At 57.8% G+C, this 19977-nt stretch carries 14 protein-coding genes and 1 pseudogene; 8 read left to right on the forward strand and 7 right to left on the reverse strand.

Annotation, left to right across the window (positions count from 1 at the left end):
• Positions 1-6: 6 nt before the first annotated feature.
• Together ABVT35_RS13230 and ABVT35_RS13235 are read right to left on the reverse strand one after the other, a co-directional pair.
• Complete coding sequence (locus ABVT35_RS13230) at positions 7-1086, reverse strand: D-cysteine desulfhydrase family protein (RefSeq protein WP_368467049.1); 1080 nt, start codon at positions 1084-1086, stop codon at positions 7-9.
• Positions 1070-1849: a sulfite exporter TauE/SafE family protein gene (locus ABVT35_RS13235; protein ID WP_368467050.1), complete on the reverse strand. Its 780-nt coding sequence runs from the start codon at positions 1847-1849 to the stop codon at positions 1070-1072. Before ABVT35_RS13235 ends, ABVT35_RS13230 begins: the two co-directional genes overlap by 17 nt.
• Positions 1850-1938: 89 nt before the next feature.
• Between ABVT35_RS13235 and ABVT35_RS13240 the strand changes: the two genes are divergently transcribed.
• On the forward strand, positions 1939-2829 hold the full coding sequence (locus tag ABVT35_RS13240; protein WP_368467051.1) for a LysR family transcriptional regulator: 891 nt from the start codon (positions 1939-1941) through the stop codon (positions 2827-2829).
• A 19-nt stretch (positions 2830-2848) separates the two neighbouring features.
• Here ABVT35_RS13240 and alaS read toward each other — a convergent pair whose 3' ends face one another.
• Together alaS and recA are read right to left on the reverse strand one after the other, a co-directional pair.
• Entirely contained in the window at positions 2849-5509 is a 2661-nt protein-coding gene (gene alaS / locus ABVT35_RS13245; protein WP_368467052.1) for an alanine--tRNA ligase, read from the reverse strand.
• A gap of 230 nt (positions 5510-5739) precedes the next feature.
• Positions 5740-6834 (reverse strand): recombinase RecA, encoded by a 1095-nt coding sequence (recA, locus tag ABVT35_RS13250; protein ID WP_368467053.1) that lies wholly within the window; start codon positions 6832-6834, stop codon positions 5740-5742.
• Between the two features lie 379 nt (positions 6835-7213).
• On the opposite strand from recA, the gene ABVT35_RS13255 reads away from it, so the two are divergent.
• The 7 genes and pseudogenes from ABVT35_RS13255 to ABVT35_RS13285 all read left to right on the forward strand — a co-directional run bounded on the left by ABVT35_RS13255 (position 7214) and on the right by ABVT35_RS13285 (position 15519).
• Positions 7214-8152, forward strand: coding sequence for a carbohydrate kinase family protein (locus ABVT35_RS13255; RefSeq protein ID WP_368467054.1), 939 nt, complete (start codon positions 7214-7216; stop codon positions 8150-8152).
• A gap of 40 nt (positions 8153-8192) precedes the next feature.
• Complete coding sequence (locus ABVT35_RS13260; protein WP_368467055.1) at positions 8193-9119, forward strand: pseudouridine-5'-phosphate glycosidase; 927 nt, start codon at positions 8193-8195, stop codon at positions 9117-9119.
• A gap of 393 nt (positions 9120-9512) precedes the next feature.
• Entirely contained in the window at positions 9513-11777 is a 2265-nt protein-coding gene (locus ABVT35_RS13265) for a right-handed parallel beta-helix repeat-containing protein (protein WP_368467056.1), read from the forward strand.
• A gap of 63 nt (positions 11778-11840) precedes the next feature.
• Positions 11841-12137, forward strand: a pseudogene (locus tag ABVT35_RS13270) (pseudouridine-5'-phosphate glycosidase); the annotation flags it as partial.
• 125 nt (positions 12138-12262) lie between these two features.
• Complete coding sequence (locus ABVT35_RS13275; protein ID WP_368467057.1) at positions 12263-13546, forward strand: hypothetical protein; 1284 nt, start codon at positions 12263-12265, stop codon at positions 13544-13546.
• Between the two features lie 232 nt (positions 13547-13778).
• Positions 13779-15086, forward strand: a complete 1308-nt coding sequence (locus tag ABVT35_RS13280) for a hypothetical protein (protein ID WP_368467058.1) — start codon at positions 13779-13781, stop codon at positions 15084-15086.
• Positions 15079-15519, forward strand: a complete 441-nt coding sequence (locus ABVT35_RS13285) for a DUF3052 family protein (RefSeq protein WP_368467059.1) — start codon at positions 15079-15081, stop codon at positions 15517-15519. Before ABVT35_RS13280 ends, ABVT35_RS13285 begins: the two co-directional genes overlap by 8 nt.
• Positions 15520-15581: 62 nt before the next feature.
• On the opposite strand, the gene ABVT35_RS13290 is transcribed toward ABVT35_RS13285, so the two are convergent.
• The 3 genes from ABVT35_RS13290 to cckA all read right to left on the reverse strand — a co-directional run bounded on the left by ABVT35_RS13290 (position 15582) and on the right by cckA (position 19935).
• Positions 15582-16232 carry an OmpA family protein gene (locus tag ABVT35_RS13290; RefSeq protein WP_368467060.1) on the reverse strand — a complete coding sequence of 217 codons (651 nt, stop codon included), beginning with the start codon at positions 16230-16232 and terminating at the stop codon, positions 15582-15584.
• A gap of 220 nt (positions 16233-16452) precedes the next feature.
• Entirely contained in the window at positions 16453-17145 is a 693-nt protein-coding gene (locus ABVT35_RS13295) for a LuxR C-terminal-related transcriptional regulator (protein ID WP_368467061.1), read from the reverse strand.
• Positions 17146-17331: 186 nt separating this feature from the next.
• The gene (cckA, locus tag ABVT35_RS13300) at positions 17332-19935 is read right to left on the reverse strand and encodes a cell cycle histidine kinase CckA (protein ID WP_368467062.1); all 2604 of its coding nucleotides are present in this window, start codon (positions 19933-19935) and stop codon (positions 17332-17334) included.
• Between the last annotated feature and the right edge of the window lie 42 nt (positions 19936-19977).

Here is a 19977-nt window from a genome sequence, read left to right on the forward strand (position 1 = left end):
GTTAGCTTACGCGACGGGTGTCATATGCGCGGGAAAGCCCAGCCCCTCGGCCAGATCCGTCTGATAGCCAAATATGGCCGGTAAACCGCCTGTATGGATGAAAAGAACGGTTTCGCCTTTACGGATAACACCGCGCGACACGAGTGAAACGAGACCCGCCATTGTTCGGCCGCTGTAAACGGGATCGAGCAGCAGTGCCTCGTCAAGGGCGGCGTATCGGATTGCCGCCAGGACATCCTCATTCATCCGCCCATATCCGGGTGACAGCGTCACATCGTCGACCATGACATCGACTGCGCAAAGCCCGGCGCGACCTTCCAGCATTTGATCAAGTTCCGCACTGCGCATTTCTATGCGCGGCTGCTGAAGGTGTGCAGGCCTGCGAACACAAATACCATGGACCGGAACATTCCAACCGATTGCACGTGCCCCGGCCAGAAACCCTGCATGGGTCAAGCCGCTGCCGGAGGGGATGACGACATGATCGGGCGATTGGCCCAGCGCTTCGAGCTGCAGCCACGCTTCCACGGCGCAAAGCGCATAGCCAAGACCGCCGAGAGGCCGATGATCGGTTCCTAGATGAACAACATGGGGGGTTCGCCCGGCGGCGCGCTGCTCCTCTGCCAGCCGGTCAAGATTTGCGTCCGCTGCGGCTTCATCCTCACCTTCCGCGAATGAATGGATGCGGGCGCCGAGCAAATGATCGAGAAGCACATTTCCGGACGTGTTGTAAAAAACGTCATCCTTCGGCACCCGTTCCTCGAGTTGAACAATTGCCTCCCAGCCGATTTTGCGTGCCGCGGCAGCGCACAGGCGTACGAAATTCGATTGCACCGCGCCCGTAATCAGGACCGTATCCGCACCCTGCTCCCGGCCCGGGCCAAGATAGTATTCCAGTTGCCTGACCTTGTTGCCGCCCATTGCCAGCGGCTGCGCATCATCCCGCTTTGCAAGAAGCGATACGCCGATCCGTTCACCCAGACGGTCGAGGCGATCGATATCGGAGCACACCAAACCGAGATCAACCCGGGCATGTGCTTCCAACTCCGGCAGGAGGTCGAAAGCCGCTTTAAAATCCGCCGGCATCAGACAGTCCTTTCACCAACATGGATATCCCCATGGCCAGCAGCACCAGTTCCAGCAAGCCCCGCATCGCCGTCGCACCGATGGTGCGCCGCCCCGCTATACCGACGCCTATACCCACAATGAGCGCCGGCATAAGTGCGAGGCTCATCATCCACACGCGTGTGCTGCTGCCGACAAGCAAAATGCTGACCGCGAAGGCAACGACATAGGCAAAAAGGAAATAGGCCCGCAGTGTCGCGCGAACCGCCGCCGTCTCAAGGCCTGACGAAAGCAGCGCCCACAGTGCAACCGGACCCGGCGCGGCCAGTGCGCCTGTCATGCCGCCCGAAACCACACCGCCCATGCGGTTCAGCCAACGCAGTTGCACCGGCGATTTCAACACGGGCAGCGGAAAAAACCGAAGCTGCAATACCGCAAAAATCACGACAACGCCGCAGATGAGTTTCAGGCTTGTATTGCCGACGGCCAAGAGCAAAAAACCGCCAAGCGGAATTCCGATGCAGGCCCATATGCTGATTGCGTATAGGCGGCTGAAGGCCACATATCCGATCTCGAGCGGCAGAAGAAATGCAGTGAGCGTAAGGTTCAGGATGATGGCGACCTGCACCGCCGCAGGGCCGTCCAGGACAAACAGGATGGCCGGCGTGGCAAGAAGCCCGAGACCGACACCGGTCGCCACCTGCAACGCTGCTCCTACGAAAACCACGACAAAAGGCACCCAAAGCACCGACGCAGGCAAATTCTCGAAAAGTCCCTCGAACATGGCCGCAGTGTAAAGGCGTCTATTGATAATTCAATTGACTTTAATTTAGCCAATACATTAGAAATTTTAATGTAATGTTCCGCGATCAGATGAGCATACGTGCCCTAGAGGCCTTTCACGCGGTCGTGACCCTGGGATCAGTGGCAGCGGCGGCAGAGCAACTTCACGTCACACAGCCGGCCGTCAGCCATATGCTCAAATCACTGGCCGACGCGACCGGTCTGACACTGTTCAGAAAGCAGGGTCGAAGGCTTGTTCTGACCGAGGACGGACAGGTATTTTTCAACGACGTGTCATCTGCGCTCAACGTGCTGTCCGGTTTGCAGGCATCGGCCAAATCGATCAGATCGGCAAGAACCGGCAATGTAAGACTGGGAGCCATACCCGTCGTTGCCGACCATATTTTGCCGGATCTGCTGGGTTGCTACATGAAAAACAACTCGGATATCGGAATATCGCTCGAAGTTGTCGAACTGCACCGCGCAATAAATTTGCTTGACGCAGGATCCATCGACATAGCCATTTTGTCTGGCAGTCCCCCGGATCATTTCAAGGTGCACGCCGCATTTCCAGGCAATACGGTGCTGGTTGCGCCTCCCGGACATTTCGAAGAAGAGCAGGCAAAGATCAGCCTGTCGGATATTCAGGAAGCACCGTTCATTGCCCTGTCAGCCGGCAGCCCGTTCCGCTATGCGCTCGATCAGCACCTTGCTGCCCACAATCTGTCACTCAACATACGCGCCCAGTTCAGGACCCAAAGCGCAATTGCCGGCCTGGTCGCGGCGGGTGCCGGCATCAGTATTTTGGATCGAAGCGTGGTCGCCAAACGGCGCTTCGATGTTCAGGTCCTTGAGTTTGGTCCGCCGCTTCAATGGTCGTTTCAGTTGCTCACGCGAAAAACCGGCATCCTGTCGACGGCCGCTGAACATTTGATCGAATTTCTGCAAATCCAATTCGCGCGACAAACCGGCCCGCAGTAGTCAGCAAAGACAGGCCTGCTCAGGACGCGACAGCTTCCGCGACAGCCTCAACGGCAGCATCGGCCTTGCCGGCATCGGGTCCGCCGGCCTGCGCCATATCCGGACGACCGCCGCCGCCCTTTCCGCCAAGCGCCGCCGATGCGACCCTCACCAGATCCACGGCGCTGAACCGGCCCGTCAGATCTTCGGTCACACCGACAACGACGCTGGCCTTGCCTTCGCCGGATACGCCGATAAGCGTCACGACACCTGACCCGAGTGCGGTTTTGGCATCGTCGACAAGGCTTTTGAGATCGCGCGGCTCGACACCGCTGACGGTCTTGCCGAGGAATTTGACGCCGTCGATATCGCGCGTTTCGTCGGCTTCCTTCGTGCCGCCGCCAAGCGCCAGTTTCTTTTTAAGATCGCTGATCTCGCGCTCGAGCTTCTTGCGCTCATCAACGAGCGCATCGACACGGGAGACGACTTCCGAGGGCTGCACCCGCAGCGAGGAGGCAAGCGACTTTATGCGCGTGTCCTGATCAGACAGGTATCTGCGCGCGGCCTCGCCCGTCAGTGCCTCAAGCCGGCGCACGCCGGCTGCCACGGCGCTCTCGCCGATGACACGGACAAGGCCGATATCGCCCGTCGCATTCACATGGGTGCCGCCGCACAGTTCAACCGAATAGGTCTTGTCCTTCTTGTCGCCCTCCTGGGCAGTGCCCATGGAGACAACGCGCACTTCATCGCCATATTTTTCGCCGAACAGCGCCATGGCACCTTCAGCGATGGCATCGTCAACGGCCATCAGGCGCGTAGTGACCGGGCTGTTTTGGATGACGATCCCGTTGGCGATATCCTCGACCCTGGCGATTTCGTCTTCGTTCATCGGCTTGGGGTGGGAAATATCGAAGCGAAGCCGGTCCGGCGCAACGAGCGAACCTTTCTGGGCCACATGGGTTCCGAGCACTTCGCGCAGCGCTTCGTGCAGCAGATGGGTGGCCGAGTGATTTGCCCGCACCTGACTGCGGCGCTCGTGATCGACCGTCAGCACGACTTCGGCACCGGTTTCGATCGTTCCCTCTTCAACAATGGCGCGATGGACGAAGAGCCCCTCGCCCTTTTTTTGCGTATCGGTCACGCGGATGGTCACGCCGTCGGCTGTGATTGTGCCCGTATCGCCGACCTGACCGCCGGATTCTCCGTAAAATGGCGTCTGATTGACGACAAGCTGTATTTCTTCGCCCTGTGAAGCTTTCCCGACCTCCGCGCCGTCACGCACGATGGCCTGCACAACACCTTCTGCCTGTTCGGTGTCATAGCCGAGAAAGTCGGTGGCGCCGAGCCTGTCGCGCAGCTCCAGCCAGATGGTCTCGGTTGCAGCCTCGCCCGATCCGGCCCAGTTGGCCCGCGCTTCGGCCTTCTGCTTTTCCATGGCAGCCGTAAAGCCGGCATCGTCGACCGTGATGCCGCGCTGGCGCAGCGCATCCTGGGTCAGGTCGAGCGGGAACCCATAGGTGTCGTACAGCTTAAAAGCGGTTTCGCCGCTGAGTTCATCGCCTTCTGTCAAGCCGGCGCTGGCATCGGCCAACAGGTTCAGACCGCGCTCCAAGGTCTTGCGGAAACGGGTTTCCTCGAGTTTCAGCGTTTCGGAAATCAGCGCTTCGGCGCGCACCAGCTCCGGATAGGCCCGCCCCATCTGTTCGACCAGCGCGGGAAGAAGCTTCCACATAAGCGGTTCGCGCGCACCCAGCAGCTGCGCGTGGCGCATGGCGCGGCGCATGATACGGCGAAGCACGTAGCCCCTGCCTTCGTTTGACGGCAGCACGCCATCGGCAATGAGGAACGCTGTGGACCGCAGGTGGTCGGCAATCACCCGATGGCTTGCCTGTGCCTTACCCTCGGCCTTGACGCCGGTCAGTTCAACGGATGCTCCTATCAACGCCTGGAAGAGGTCAATGTCGTAATTGTCGTGTTTGCCCTGCAACAGGGCGGCAATGCGCTCCAGCCCCATGCCGGTGTCGATGGACGGGCGCGGCAGATCGATCCGTTCATCGGCGGCAATCTGCTCATACTGCATAAAGACGAGATTCCATATCTCGATAAAGCGGTCGCCGTCTTCCTCCGCCGAACCGGGAGGTCCGCCCCAGATGTGGTCGCCATGATCGTAGAAGATTTCGGAACACGGCCCGCAGGGTCCGGTGTCGCCCATCGCCCAGAAATTGTCATGCGTCGGGATGCGGATGATGCGCTCGTCCGGCAGGCCGGCGATCTTCTTCCACAGATCAAAAGCCTCGTCATCCGTGTGGTAGACAGTCACGAGAAGGCGGTTCTTGTCGATACCGAATTCGCCGGTGATTAGGTTCCAGGCAAGCTCGATGGCTCGGTCCTTGAAATAGTCGCCAAACGAGAAATTGCCGAGCATTTCAAAAAAGGTGTGGTGGCGGGCCGTATAGCCGACATTGTCCAGGTCATTGTGCTTGCCGCCGGCGCGCACGCATTTCTGTGACGTGGCGGCGCGGCTGTAGGGTCGGCTTTCAAGACCGGTAAAGACGTTCTTGAACTGCACCATGCCGGCATTGACGAACATCAGCGTCGGGTCGTTGCGCGGCACCAGCGGGCTTGAGGGAACCACCTCATGTCCGTTATTGCCGAAATAGTCGAGAAATGCCGTGCGGATCTCGTTTACGCTACTACTCATAGAACGCCCTTTGATCTTTCTGTTCCTGCCGACCGATATGCAAAGTAAGTCAGTAATGAATTACCAACGGTCTTTGGGCTTTTATCCGTCCGGCAAGGGGCTGTCCAGACAGTCCTTGCACCGCAACACTTGAGGCAGAAGCGGCGAAAACTGATCCCGGCAAACAAAATGGCCGGCGGCATTTTCATCGCCACCGGCCAGTCCATATTCAATCGCTGAATTGAGGAGCGCTAACCTTCGGCGGCATCCGCCTCATCGGCCTCGCCATCGTCGGGACGGCCTTCTTCAAGCAGCTGCTCGGCGATCAGCCCGGCATTTTGCCGCAGCGCCAGTTCGATCTCCTCCGCCAGATGCGGGTTTTCCCTCAGGAAAGTCTTGGCATTCTCACGGCCCTGCCCCAGCCGCTGGCTGTTATAGGAGAACCAGGCACCGGATTTCTCGACAATGCCGGCCTTTACCCCGAGATCAATGAGCTCGCCGGTCTTGGAGACGCCCTCGCCATACATGATGTCGAATTCCACCTGCTTGAAGGGCGGGGCCATCTTGTTCTTGACGACCTTGATGCGCGTCTGGTTGCCGACAACCTCATCGCGATCCTTGACCGAACCGATGCGGCGGATGTCAAGGCGAACCGAAGCGTAGAACTTCAGCGCGTTGCCGCCGGTCGTCGTTTCGGGCGAACCGAACATCACACCGATCTTCATGCGAATCTGGTTGATGAAGATCACCATGCAGTTGGAGCGCGAGATCGACGCGGTCAGTTTGCGCAGCGCCTGGCTCATCAGCCTTGCCTGCATGCCGGGCAGAGAATCGCCCATCTCGCCCTCGATTTCGGCGCGCGGCGTCAGCGCAGCAACGGAATCGATCACCAGCACGTCAATGGCGCCGGAACGCACCAGCGTATCGGTTATCTCAAGCGCCTGCTCACCGGTGTCCGGCTGTGAAATCAGCAGGCTTTCAAGATCGACGCCAAGCTTGCGCGCATAGACCGGATCAAGTGCGTGTTCGGCATCGATAAATCCGCAAATGCCGCCATTCTTCTGCGCCTCGGCAACCGTGTGCAGCGCCATGGTCGTCTTGCCCGAGCTCTCAGGCCCGTAAATTTCGATTATGCGCCCCTTCGGCAGTCCACCAACTCCGAGCGCAATGTCCAGCCCCAGCGACCCCGTCGACACGGTCTCGATCTCGACAACGTTCTCGTTGGAACCGAGCTTCATGATCGAGCCCTTGCCGAAAGCCCGTTCGATCTGCGAGAGCGCCGCGTCGAGTGCCTTGCTTTTGTCCACCGATTTTTCCTCTACAAGCCGCAAAGAGTTCTGAGCCATTCCGTCCACCTTTAGGTTATATACGCATCACTGGCAATGAAAGCCGCCGGGAAAAAATGTACTGCATTTGTTCTCGTATTGCAACCACACCTTAAGGCAGTGTATTTATACAATAAAATACCGCGTGTTCTATTTTTGTTTTAATATTTTCAATCCTGATGACAATCAGGAAACCGACCGTTCCAATGCACAAGAACGCGATTCGGCGTACGTCACAGAATCATCCCCATATCCCGCAGAGGGCATTCGTGATGCCGATCCCCATAAATTCGCCGCACGGTCAGGCCTGATATTTGAGATTTGAATTGCATTCCGGCTTGCCGTAAGGCAACTGCTTCATTTCAGGGCCGCATCCGGCCCTTGGGAAAGGCAATTGCTGATGGCACGCGTTCTTGTTTTCGGCGGCGCACATATCGACAGACGCGCAACGATCAGCGGCGAGACCGTGCCGGGCGCGAGCAATCCCGGCAACTGGCACGAAGAGCCCGGCGGGGGCGGTTTTAATGCGGCGCGCAATCTGGCAGGGCTTGGCGACAGTGTCGCCATGGTGTCGGTGCGCGGTGGCGATGCCGCCGGTGAAGCGGTCGGCCAGGCCGTCGAGGCCGCCGGCATTGAGGACATGGCACAGGTCTTCCTCGACCGGAAAACGCCCAGCTATTCGGCCGTTCTTGAAAACAATGGCGATCTCGTCATTGCCGTTGCGGATATGGATCTCTACGACCGGTTCGTCTACCGCCAGCTGTCGCGAAAATCCATTCGCGAGGCGGTTGCCGCGAGCGATTTCGTGCTGTGCGACGCCAACCTGCCGCCCGACACGATCGGCGCGCTTTCGTCGATGACGGCTGCGCATGAAAAACCGCTTGCAGCGATTGCCATATCGCCGGCAAAGGTCCCTCGCCTGTCGCAGGCTTTTACAGGCCTTTCCGTCCTCTTTCTCAATGCTGCCGAAGCCGACGCGCTGTGCGGCGGACCGGTTCAGCCGCAATTATGGCCGCAGAAACTGCGCGCACTCGGCATCACTTGTGCGGCGATTACGCGTGGCGCGGAACCGGTGCTCGGCTTCGACCGTAAAGGGGTCTTCCAGATTGCGCCGCCTGCAATCGACAGCATTGTCGACGTCACCGGCGCCGGCGATGCATTGGCGGCGGCAACGGTCAACGCAATGGTCAATGGCGCCGGCTTCAGCGACGCTTTGAAAAGCGGTGTCGCGGCGGCAGGCATCGCTGTGCGTTCCCCCAATGCCGCACCGCCGGAACTTGATGCCGATTCACTTGCAAAAGCCATGGCGCTCGTTCCGCAGCCGGAATTTCTGTCATGAAGCGCAAAACAATAAAAATACATCACTCCCAGGATAGAAAATGACAAAGTCCTCAATCTTTCCCTCAAGTTATTCCAGCGAAGTCCGTGCAGCGCTTGACGCCGGAAAACCCGTCGTCGCCCTTGAATCGACCATCATCACCCATGGCATGCCCTGGCCCGGCAACATTGAAATGGCGCGCGACGTCGAAAACATCATTCGCGCGGAGGGCGCGATACCGGCAACAATCGCTGTGATCGAAGGCTGCCTTCATATCGGTCTTGAAGAAGAACAGCTGGTTGCACTTGCCAAAAGCAAGGACGCGATGAAAGTCTCGCGCGCCGATCTCGCCTTTGCCGTTGCCATGGGCAGGACGGGTGCGACCACGGTCGCTGCAACGATGATGGCGGCATCGCATGCCGGCATCGGTGTGTTTGCCACCGGCGGCATTGGCGGCGTTCATCATGGCGCGGAGAGCGACTTCGACATTTCCGCAGACCTCGACGAACTTGCCCGCACTTCGGTCATTGTTGTCTCCGCCGGCGCAAAGGCGATCCTCGACATTGCAAAAACGCTCGAGGTTCTGGAAACAAGGGGCGTTCCGGTTGTCACGTTCGGCGCCGACGAGTTACCGGCCTTCTGGTCGCGCCAATCCGGCCTTGAAAGCCCGTTGCGGCTCGACAGCGCGCAGGACATAGCCCGTTTCCAGAAAACCCGTGAGGCGATGGAGATCGCCGGCGGTATGCTGATTGCCAATCCCGTGCCTGAAGCCGATGAAATTCCGCGCACCGAGATGCAGACCTACATTCATCAGGCGCTCGACAAGGCGAAAGCCGAAGGTGTGACCGGCAAGGCCGTGACGCCGTTTCTTTTGTCGGAAATCCTTTCGATTACAGACGGCCGCAGCCTTGCCACCAACATCGCACTGGTCAAAAACAACGCCCAACTGGCGGCCGCCATAGCCTGCGCACTGGCCAACTCGAAATAAATGTCCGTCACCAGTCTGCCTGCGAACCGACCGCACACATCGTTACAGATCATCCACAGCGGCACATAAACTAAGGATTACAATTCCCTATTTAAACCTAAGCGCAATGGGGTGTGCATGATTCCCGTGCCCTAACCGGTGTGTCCTGCCCGGTCTGTCCGGATGCCGGATAACTTTAATACTCCGGGGAATGGCGGGACAATGCGTACTAGAGACAATTTTGCAGTGGCGGACAATGCGAGCCGCCCGCAACCTGATTCGGCGGTCAATGAACTATTTTGCCCATCGGGCCCGAGATGCCGGCACCTTGCTCCGGTAAAAAACCACCCAGGCGGTTTGCAGGGTGGAAGGACCAGCAAGGCTCCCGGTGGCCGCCTTGGGCGGCACCTTTTGATGTCCGTCGCGCTGTTTGCTGGCTTCTGTATCGGTGCGGAGGCGGATGAGAACACGTACCACTCTGACCCCGCCGCAAAGTGGCACGGCTGGCTCGAATTCGGTGGCTATTACGGTACCGATCGGACCAGTCGCGGCGAGGTGACCGTCTTCGCACCGATCGTACAGACCCCCGACAGCCTTTTCTTTCTGGATATCAAAGGCAAATTCTTCGAGCAGAACAACCAGGAAGGCAATTTTGCGCTCGGCTATCGGAAGATGACCGATAGTGGATTTAATCTCGGCGCCTGGGTCGGAACCGACATCCGCGCGACAAGCCTCGACAACACGTTCTGGCAGTTTTCCGGCGGCGTTGAGGCGCTTTCCCACAATTACGACTTTCGCGCCAACTTCTACATACCACTGACCGATCCGAAGGCCGGCGGCGCCGGACTGACCCAGGTGCATCTGCAGGGCAACAGCATCTTCATGACCGGCGGACAGGAGGTTCCGCTCGGCGGTGCGGATGCCGAAGCCGGATTTCGCATACCCCTTGAAAAGCTCAATGAGAGCTTTTCTGCCGTCGAGCTCAGGGCCTACGGCGGCGGCTATTATTTCGACAGCTCGGACGCCAATCAGGAAGTTGCCGGCGGCAAGGCGAGGCTGGAACTGCGTGTTCCGGATGTTTTCGAGGCGCTGCCGGGATCGCAGCTCACCGCCGGCTATCAGTTTACCTATGACGATGTCCGCCAGTCGCGTCATCAGGCCGGTCTGAAACTGCGCATTCCGTTTGGGGAAATTTCGGATGCCGATTCGGACCGGTCTGTCCAGCTTGCATCGCTCTTACCGCAGGAGCGGCGCATGCTCGACGGCATTGAGCGCGATACCGACATTGTCGTGACTGCATCGGGGCGTGAAAGTGTCATTGACGACGCGACCAATGTCGCTCTCGAACGGGTGGCCTATGCCAGTGATGAGGCAAGCCTGAAAACGGCTGTCGGCATGAAGGAAAACACACTCATCATCGTTCAGGATCCTGGCGCCAACATCGACATTACCCCTCCGGTTCCGGTTCCACATGATGGCGACCCCAACGGATTCGGCGCCGCCGGCGGAATTGAATTATGGCAGCGTCAGACCTTGATGGGTGGCGGGTCGACCATTCAGCTTCGAGGCGCGAAAAGCGGCACGTTGGCGGGCTTCACCGCTCCCGGAGGGCGGCCGACACTTACGAGCAGTCCAGGGTTTGCCGAACCCGGCCTTTTTGGCGGTACAATTGCCGTTGCGCCGCACACGCACGTCGCCGGCCTCAACCTTGACGGCGGTTTCACCGGTATCCTTGGCGCAAGGATGCTTTGCGACTATGGGGTCACCAGAGGTGTTCCCGCCCGCTGCGACCATAGGCTTCTGGAAAATGTCGTCATCGAGCAGATGGACATCAGGAATATGTCGTGGGGAGGCATCACATTTCCATACGACATACACCGCAACATCAGAATTTTCGATAACAAAATCCGGAATTCGGGGGGCGGTATCGACTTCAGCTTTGACAATCAGGATATCACCATAGCCCGCAACACGATTACCGACGTCGGATTTGCGGGTATCTACTTCTTTCAGAATGGCAACAATATCGACATTCTGCATAACACGATCGAACGTGTTGGATTTAGAGGCATCTTCTTAAGCTACGACAACGCGAACGTTACCATATCCGGAAACCACATTGTCGACGGAGGGCGGGATGCCATCTGGCTGAGCGGGTGGCAGGACGGCAGTACAGGTATAACGGGCCGGCACGTGATTACGGACAACACGATAACCGGATTTGGTGTCAACGGCATCGGCCTGTTTAAGAATCATGACAACGTTCTGGTTTCAGGCAATACGATTGAGGGCCGCGGCGGAACACCCTTCCAGGGAGCCGGAGCAGGTGTTTTCATATCCCACGGCAACAAGAACATTGACGTCACGCAAAACACGATACGCAATGTCAGTGGTGATGCCATATCTGTCGGTGACATGCCGGACCCGCGCATCAGGATCCCCGATCCGGCTCCCCCGAACACAAATCTGCTGATTGCGGACAACACACTTTCTGGTATCGGCGGCAATGCGTTCATGTTTGTGAATACCGGTCACACTCTGCTTGCCGGAAGCACCGGGAACTTGCTTACGGACGCCCCGGGCGGTCAGGTTTGCGGCCAGAATGTACCGAACAGCTTTACCGGTTTGTTAAGCGTGACGGACCTTGGCGGCCTTCAGATATTTACGGACGGGTGCTGAGGTGATCGTAACGTCCGCTCCCGGCCGGCCCTGAAAGTCCGTTGCGGCTCGGCAGCGCAGGACATAGCCCGTTTCCAGAAAACCCGTGAGGCGATGGAGATCGCCGGCGGTATGCTGATTGCCAATCCCGTGCCTGAAGCCGATGAAATTCCGCGCACCGAGATGCAGACCTGCATTCATCAGGCGCTCGACAAGGCGAAAGCCGAAGGTGTGGCCGGCAAGGCCGTGACGCCGTTTCTCTTATCGGAAATCCTCTCGATAACCGATGGCCACAGCCTTGCTGCCAATATTGCACTGGTCAAAAACAACGCCCAACTGGCGGCCGCCATAGCCTGTGCGCTCGAGGCTGGCGGATCGTGAAATCGCCATCATGGAGTTCGCGTAAATCCGAGCGATTTCAGTTAATTTAATCCGCCGTTAAGATCGAATAAGCTCTGCCTGGACTCAAAATAATCGTAAACTATGCGACTGGATCTGACTGCCCAATGACCGGCGATATTTCCGCAACCGAAAAAAGAAACATGTCGATCATGGCCGGTCAGGGAACATTTGCGGTCATGGGCTGGACCATGGCAAGCCCGTCGATCGTTCTGACATTTCTTGCAATATCGCTGGAACTGCCGGTCTTTGTTGCAGGCCTTCTGATCACTATCCGCCATGCCGCCGCAATGGGCGCCGACATGATTGCCGGTGACATTGTTGCCGGCAGGCAGCGAAAAAAGGGATTGATCGCGCTGGCGGATATTGCGGTAGCGGCCTGCTTTCTCCTGGCCTTGCTCGCCGCCATCTACGGCTCCAAGCCGGTCATAATGGCCGCCTTTATTTCAGCCATCTTCTGCATCGGAGTTGTCGAAGAATTCAAGAGCTTGATGATTACTGACATACTCGGCAACATGTTGCGATCGCGCAACCGCATGCGCATGTACTACACGCAGACTGCTCTTGGCGGACTGGGCGCCATCGCACTGACCTGGCTCGCCCACTGGTTCCTGCTGGAATATCCCCCGCTTGCCCGGCACTCAACCGTTGTTACCATCGCAGTGTTTTGTTTTTTTGCATCCGCCATTTCCATCATTGCGGTTCACGAAACATCGAACGGCAAGGCTCCGCGGCCAAGACGCCCCGTAGTTTATTCTCCGGTGGCTTTGGCAAGGCGCTTCGCCGCGAACACACGGCATATGCTGGCGCTGCCATGGTTTCGGCATTACATGCTGATCAGGCTGTCTTTTCAGGTTGTGGGACTGTCTATCCCGTTTTTTACGCTTCTTGCGGCGGAGTCGCATCACGGTTCGACGAAAGGATTGACCGCCCTCATCATTTCATCTGCCGCGGCGCTGTTGATTGCCGCGCCCCTGTGGCGAACCTTCAATGAAATTTCGACCAGACTGGCAATGATTGCGGGCACGGTACTGGTGGCGATAGCCGGAACTGTGCTCATGCTCTATCACCACCTGCAGCTCGAACATTCGATATATCTGCACGCGATCTCGTTATTTGTCGTCTCTGTTGCGGTCACCGGAATAAGCGGCGCAAGGACCCTTCATTTTATGGCGATCGCGCCAAAGGAGATCCGGGTAGCGGCGCAAGCCGTATCAAAATCCCTCGGCAAGATATCGGTCGTCGTGTTTTCGTCGGTGCTCGCTGTAATCGCGCATTCGCAGGCCGCCATATGGGCGGTTGCCGTGATCATCGCTGCCAGCATCGCAGCTTCCCTGTTGTGCTTCTTCTATGCCAAAACCCCCTTGGAGAGCGTCGAAGAACCTGCCTGAAACCGGTTCCATCACCAATTGCAGGACGGATATTTCCAGCCTCTGGTTTTTCAGAAACACCGCCGGCAAAGGCATTCGCTGAAGGACGGTTTCCGGATCCATTGGCATGGCATGGCCGCGCATGTGGAGACAGAGATCAGGAGCCGGAGGCTCGACCAGGCGGCAGCAGAGACCTGAGGCTGTGCAAGGCAATTATTACTTTCCTGCCTGCACAATCAGGCCGCGTTCTCCTATGCTGCAACCAAAAGGAGATGGCCAGATCAGCAAACGGAAACCAAGAACCGAGCGCCGCAATCTTTCCTTCCTGACAGGGCAAGGCACGTGCGCGATCATGGGCTGGACCATGGCCGGTCCGTCGATCGTGCTGACCTATGTCGCCATCGCGCTTAACCTGCCGGTGATTGTGGCCGGCCTGCTGGTAACAACGCGCCACCTGGCCTGTTTTGGCACGAATATCTTTGGCAGCGGCCTGGCGGTAAACATTCAAAACAGAAAACAGGCAATTGCCGTATTCGACTGCATCGTCGCGGGTTCTTACGCCCTCGTGGTGGCTGTCGTCCTTACAGGTAACAATACCGCAATCATCGCGGGATTGTTCGCCGCGGTCGCAATCGGCGCCACAGTCAAAGAGTTCAAGGTCCTGCTTATGACCGATTTGCTGGGCGACAATCTGCAGCCGGAGGGACGGCGAAAAATTCATTACACGCAAATGCTGATCGCCGGCCTTGGGGTTGTCGTCCTCACCGGATTTGCCCATTGGCATTTGCGTGAAAACCCGCCGATCGATCACTATTCGGCGATCATTTCGATCGCGATAATCTGCTTTTTCGGATCCGCATTGCTGATGATGGCATTCGACGACGAACAACCCGCCGCCGTTGAATCCAGATCCGGGCGGCGATCGAAAGGCCGGCCGATTCTGCACACATTCCTGCCGGACGCCAGGGTACTGCTTGCGCAGGGCTGGTTCAGGAAATTCCTCTATCTGAGATTGCTGATTGTCTCCGCCGGCCTTTCGCTCCCCTTCTTTTCTCTTATCACCGCGCTGGCCCACAGTTCGTCATCACAGGTGCTTGCGACACTCATCATATCTGCCGCAGCGGCTTCAATAGTTGCTTCGCGCCTTTGGCGGGGCTTCAACGAATATTCGAACAGGCTTGTCATTGTTTTGAGTGCGACACTGATCGCCGCCACCGGTTTTGTTCTGTTGATAGAATACAATTTCAATCTGGCTAATTCGGTCTATCTGCATGCCGGCGTGCTGTTTGTCGTCACGGTTGCCCTCAAGGGTCTGACCAGTGCACAGACCCTGCACCTCCTGGAGATCGCGCCCAAGAGGCAGCGCATTGCCTGCCAGGCGGTTTCAAAAAGCATCTCAAGGGCATTCGTCATCGCGCTGTCGTTCGTTCTGGCAACGCTGGCCCATGCCGATGCGTTTAACTGGATTATTGTCCTGATCATAGCAGCCGCGCTTGCCGCGGCGCTGACAAGCCGCCTGACCATGAAGGCAGACGAAAATGTGGCGCAGCTTCGTGCCTGAACGTGTAACGGAAAGGTCGATACCGATTATGTCCGGTTATTCGCGAACCCATCTGGCAAAGAAACTCAGCCTGAAAGACGGCCACCGGGTACTGTGGCATGCAATGCCGCAGCATGTGCAGGACGAGATAAACAGCTACGGACTCGAACTGACGCCGGTGCAGGGCGGTGACGAAATCGATGCCGCCCATATTTTTGTCACCGAAACCAGCGAGCTTGCCGCGCTGATCGCGGAACTTCGCTCGCACATTGCACAGAACGGCATGATCTGGGTGTCGTGGCCCAAAAAGGCGTCAAAGCGCCCAACCGACATAACCGAAGATACGATCCGGGAACTGGCGCTTTCCACCGGCCTGGTGGACGTCAAGGTCTGTGCAATAGACGAAGTGTGGTCCGGCCTGAAACTGATGATCCGCAAGGAACTGCGGCGCTGATGCAAAAAAGGCGCTGCCAACAGGCAGCGCCTTTTTAAATGACCTTAATGCCGTTACATGAGCTAGCTGAGCGGAACGATCTGGATTTCCACACGACGGTTCTGCGCCCGTCCTGCTTCCGTCGCATTGCTGGCAACGGGCCGCTCCTGGCCGAAGCCGACAACATACATGCGCCGCCTGTCTATGCCCTGTGCGGAAAGGTAGGAAGATACCGATTGCGCACGGCGCTGCGACAGATCCAGATTGTAGGATGCCGAACCGGTCGAGTCCGTAAAGCCGTAGACGTCGATCAGCGACTGGTTGTACTTGTTCAAAACGATCGCAACGGAATTCAATGTTGCAAAGAAGCTCGGATCAATCTGTGCCTGGTCGGTTGCAAATGTCACATTCGACGGCATGTTCAGAACCAGATTGTTGCCGTTTCTGGTAACCGAAACACCGGTTCCCTGAAGCTGCGCACGCAGTTCGGCTTCCTGGCGGTCCATGTAGTTGCCGATCGCACCACCGGCGAGAGCGCCGATGCCGGCACCGATTAGTGCATTGCGCCGATCGTTTCCGCCCGCAAGCAGGCCAAGGCCGGCGCCCGCAGCCGCGCCCAGCGCAGCCCCCCCAGCGGTCCTGGAGACTCGCGGCTGACCGGTATATGGGTCCGTGGTCGTACACGAGGCCACAAAGACACCCGCCATCATTACGCCTGCGATTTTCTTGTACATTCGATATTCCCCCGTCTCAGGTGAATTAAAAGTTGATTTGGCTTCAATAGCAATATTGCGGCGCCATTGTGTTCTTTGCGGTCGTCGTATCGCTAATATCTCGGAAATACATCGGGTTGCGGGAAGAATCACCGGTGCACCGTCCGGCGAATCCGTTCGCATATTGTTAGCGGTATTTTGCTCATGGCGCCATAATTGTTCGCTGCTGTGGGTGCAGCGGTCAGGCGATAAGGCCGGTTCTGATCGCCCTTGCCACCGCCTGTATGCGGTTGACCGTGTCTAACTTCTGGCAGATCGACGACATGTAGTGGTTTACCGTGTGTTCCGAAATCGAAAGGATCAATGCGATTTCGTGGCTGGTTTTGCCGGCAGCCGTCCATCTGAGGCACTCCAGCTCGCGTGCGCTGAGCACGGGCGAGTCGTTTTCCTCGCGCACACGAAGACTGCAGAATTTTTCAAACAGCCCCGCTGCAAGTCGATGGAGTTCCAGGAGCGCTTCATGTTCGGGAAATTCGGTGTTGCCATGAAACGCAACAACATGGCGCTTGTCCTCCGGGTCAAGGAAGGGAAAAAAGACGCTGGTTCTGACCTTGTCCAGTTCGCCGGGAATGCCCGGTTTGGCATCCGGGTCCGCCGGCGCTTCCGTCGCAAGCGCCATCAGCGGAACGGCGGAGTTCTGCAATGCCGAAAAGACCGGACTTGAATGGCGGATGTTGTGTTGCTCGTAGCTGGCGATCAGCTCGCCCGGCCAGTTCGACGTCAGGATTGCGCATGTCAGTCTCGTTTCAACGCCAAGAGCCAGCGAGACGATTGAATAAAAATCAAATCCGAAAAGCGATCCGACCTTGGACAGGTAGTGATCAACTTCGTCACTGGTCTGCAAACCACTGATCGCGTCCAGATGTTTTTGCAACTCGGCAACCCAATACACATGCCAGTCACTTCAACTCCGCCGGAACGGTGCGGCAACGACATCAGTTCAAAACACGGGCGTCAACGACAGACGCCACCAGATGGTCAACTGTTTGGGCTATTTGGACCGCCAATTCCAGCAACAGAAAGTTGCATTGAATCGATGCTTAATAAATTGGATTTGCTTTTAATTTTCAATAACTTCTTTAACAGCAGTCGCCAGCTGCTTTAGCGAGAACGGTTTCGGCAGGAAGCCGAACTGCGCATTCTCCGGAAGGTTCTTGGCAAAAGCGTCTTCCGCATATCCCGAAACAAATATGAACTTCAGATCCGGGTATTCCTTGCGGATCTCGCGCAGCAATGTCGGACCATCCATTTCGGGCATGACGACGTCGGAAACAACGATATCGACATCGCCATTGAGTTCCTGGATCACGTCCAGCGCCTCAACGCCGGAGCCGGCCTCATGAACCGTGTATCCGCGGGTTTCAAGCATGCGCTTGCCGCCGCGCCGCACCGCCTCTTCGTCTTCGACAAGCAACACGGTCGCTGATCCAGTCAGGTCGGTCCTTTCCTCGGACTTGCCCGCGCCATTGCCCTCCGCGCCGGCCGGCTGGGCCGCGTTTTCCTTGTCGTCGGCCTGAGCAAGGATCGTTTCTTCCTGCGTTTCGACATGGCGCGGCAGATAGATACGGAACGTCGTTCCCTTGCCGACTTCAGATTCCGGATAGATGTAACCGCCCGACTGCTTGATGATGCCATAGACCATCGACAGTCCGAGGCCGGTTCCCTTGCCGACATCCTTTGTGGTGAAGAACGGCTCGAAAATCTTATCCATGAGATCCGGTGCGATACCAGTGCCTTCGTCGCCGACGGCGATCATCACATAATCGCCCTCCTGCATGCCCCGGTTATTGAGACCGGCGACCTCATCGCTCTCGACATTCGACGTGCTGATTTTGATGGTCCCGCCTTCCGGCATTGCGTCCCGTGCATTGACTGCCAGGTTAATGATGACCTGTTCAAATTGCCCGATATCGGTTTTCACCGGCCACAGGTCCTTGCCGTATTCGACATCGAGTTTAACGTTGGAGCCCGTCAGCCGGTCTACCAGCATGCGCAGGTCGCCAATCACATCGGTCATCGACAGAACCGTCGGCCGCATGGTCTGCTTGCGCGAGAAGGCCAGCAACTGGCGCACCAGAACCGCAGCGCGGTTGGCGTTGCGCTTGATTTCCATCAGATCGGCAAAACTGGAATCGGACGGGCGCAGCGACAGGAGCAGGTGGTCCGCCGACAGCAAAATGGCGGTCAAAACATTGTTGAAATCGTGGGCGATGCCGCCAGCGAGCGTACCGACAGCGTTCATTTTCTGCGTCTCGGCCATTTGCGCTTCCAGCGCCTTTTGCTCGGTCGTCTCCACAGCGTAGATGATGGCGGCTTCCTCGCTGTCGCTGCCGTCGACGACGGCGGTCACGTAGAAGCGGAAGAACCTTTCTTCGTCGGCGGCATGGCGTGTGTCGACCGGCGCGATCTCTCCCTGGCCGTGTGAGGCATCGGCAAGCGCTGCGGCAAGCAGTTTCCTGTCCGCCTCGTGAACCACGGTCTCGAACAGGGCACCTTTTTCAAGATCGTCGCGCGCCACCGCTGCCGAGAACATCTTCAGGAACGGGGCATTGGTGCGAACGATCTTGCCGTTGCTATCGACTGATGCGATTGCCATGGGCGTATTGTTGAAGAAGCGCGTAAAGCGTGTTTCGGCGGCGGCTGCCTCGCTCGCGCTGGCGCCCTCCCCGCTGCGCTGAAGCACAATGGTGCGGCTTTCACCCGGTGCCCCGTCGCGCGCAGCGCTGACCCGGTGCACGAGCCTGACGGGCAGGCTTTTGCCGTCTCGGCGCAGCATATCGAGATCGAGTGTCGCGGTCCGGTCAAGACCGGGTGCGGCCTGAACGGATTCGATCAGCGCCATGCCTTCGCCCGCAACAAGGTCACCGAGCGCAATGGATCCCGGGGTGAAACGGGTCAGGTCAAGACCAATCCAGTCTGCCAGGGTGGCATTGATATAGACAACCTCGCCGCCCTGCCCCGTCGACATGAAACCGGCGGGCGCATGGTCCAGATAATCGATCGCATGCTGCAATTCGCGAAAGAAGCGCTCCTGCTCTTCGCGTTCTGCGGTGATATCGGACAGTTGCCAGGCATGCAGTCTCTCGCCCGCATCGCCAAGGTCGAGCAAACGTGCGCGAAGGCGATACCAGCGTGGCCCGTCGGGCGAGTCTCCCGAACCGCCCAGTGTTTTGAGCAGCCTGAATTCTTCCTGCCCCTCCGTGCCTTCCCGTATCTGGTTGGTCAGCCGGTAGACCGCCTCCGCCGCCTGGCTGTCGCGGGACATGATGGCCTCGATGGACAGGACATCGGCCGGGTTGTCGGCTCCGATGAGTTCGGCATAGGTGCGGTTTGCGTAGACAACGCGGCCCTTTTTGTCGGTGACGACGGTCCCTTCCGGATGACCGTCTATGAATATCCGAGACAGCACATCGCCGCCGGCCCTCGGCATGATCTGCACAAATCCGATGACCGTTGAGACGAGATAGAAAATTCCGACCATGGCTAGCATGCCCAGAAGGCCGAGGCCGAGATTGGTGTTGACGCGCCCTTCCAGATAGACAAATGCGATCGCCGCGCCAACAAGGACGATGGCGAGAACTATTAGGCGAACGACAGTGCCTGGTTTTGAATGCCGGTCGATTATCGGCGTCGGGTAGTTTCCCGACTGGTTCTCCCGCGCCATTACCGTCCTCTTGATGCGAGCATGATTCCCCTGAAATACAAT

It is taken from the genome of Hoeflea sp. TYP-13, assembly GCF_040932035.1.
Lineage (GTDB): Bacteria > Pseudomonadota > Alphaproteobacteria > Rhizobiales > Rhizobiaceae > Hoeflea_A.

Bases quoted from the DNA above. Each gene is read 5' to 3' on its own strand.
- alaS (WP_368467052.1), bottom strand. From the start codon at position 5,509: ATGAGTAGTAGCGTAAACGAGATCCGCACGGCATTTCTCGACTATTTC.
- ABVT35_RS13275 (WP_368467057.1), top strand. From the start codon at position 12,263: ATGACCGGCGATATTTCCGCAACCGAAAAAAGAAACATGTCGATCATG.
- ABVT35_RS13230 (WP_368467049.1), bottom strand. From the start codon at position 1,086: ATGCCGGCGGATTTTAAAGCGGCTTTCGACCTCCTGCCGGAGTTGGAA.
- recA (WP_368467053.1), bottom strand. From the start codon at position 6,834: ATGGCTCAGAACTCTTTGCGGCTTGTAGAGGAAAAATCGGTGGACAAA.
- ABVT35_RS13235 (WP_368467050.1), bottom strand. From the start codon at position 1,849: ATGTTCGAGGGACTTTTCGAGAATTTGCCTGCGTCGGTGCTTTGGGTG.
- ABVT35_RS13255 (WP_368467054.1), top strand. From the start codon at position 7,214: ATGGCACGCGTTCTTGTTTTCGGCGGCGCACATATCGACAGACGCGCA.
- ABVT35_RS13265 (WP_368467056.1), top strand. From the start codon at position 9,513: ATGTCCGTCGCGCTGTTTGCTGGCTTCTGTATCGGTGCGGAGGCGGAT.
- ABVT35_RS13280 (WP_368467058.1), top strand. From the start codon at position 13,779: ATGCTGCAACCAAAAGGAGATGGCCAGATCAGCAAACGGAAACCAAGA.
- cckA (WP_368467062.1), bottom strand. From the start codon at position 19,935: ATGGCGCGGGAGAACCAGTCGGGAAACTACCCGACGCCGATAATCGAC.
- ABVT35_RS13290 (WP_368467060.1), bottom strand. From the start codon at position 16,232: ATGTACAAGAAAATCGCAGGCGTAATGATGGCGGGTGTCTTTGTGGCC.
- ABVT35_RS13240 (WP_368467051.1), top strand. From the start codon at position 1,939: ATGAGCATACGTGCCCTAGAGGCCTTTCACGCGGTCGTGACCCTGGGA.
- ABVT35_RS13260 (WP_368467055.1), top strand. From the start codon at position 8,193: ATGACAAAGTCCTCAATCTTTCCCTCAAGTTATTCCAGCGAAGTCCGT.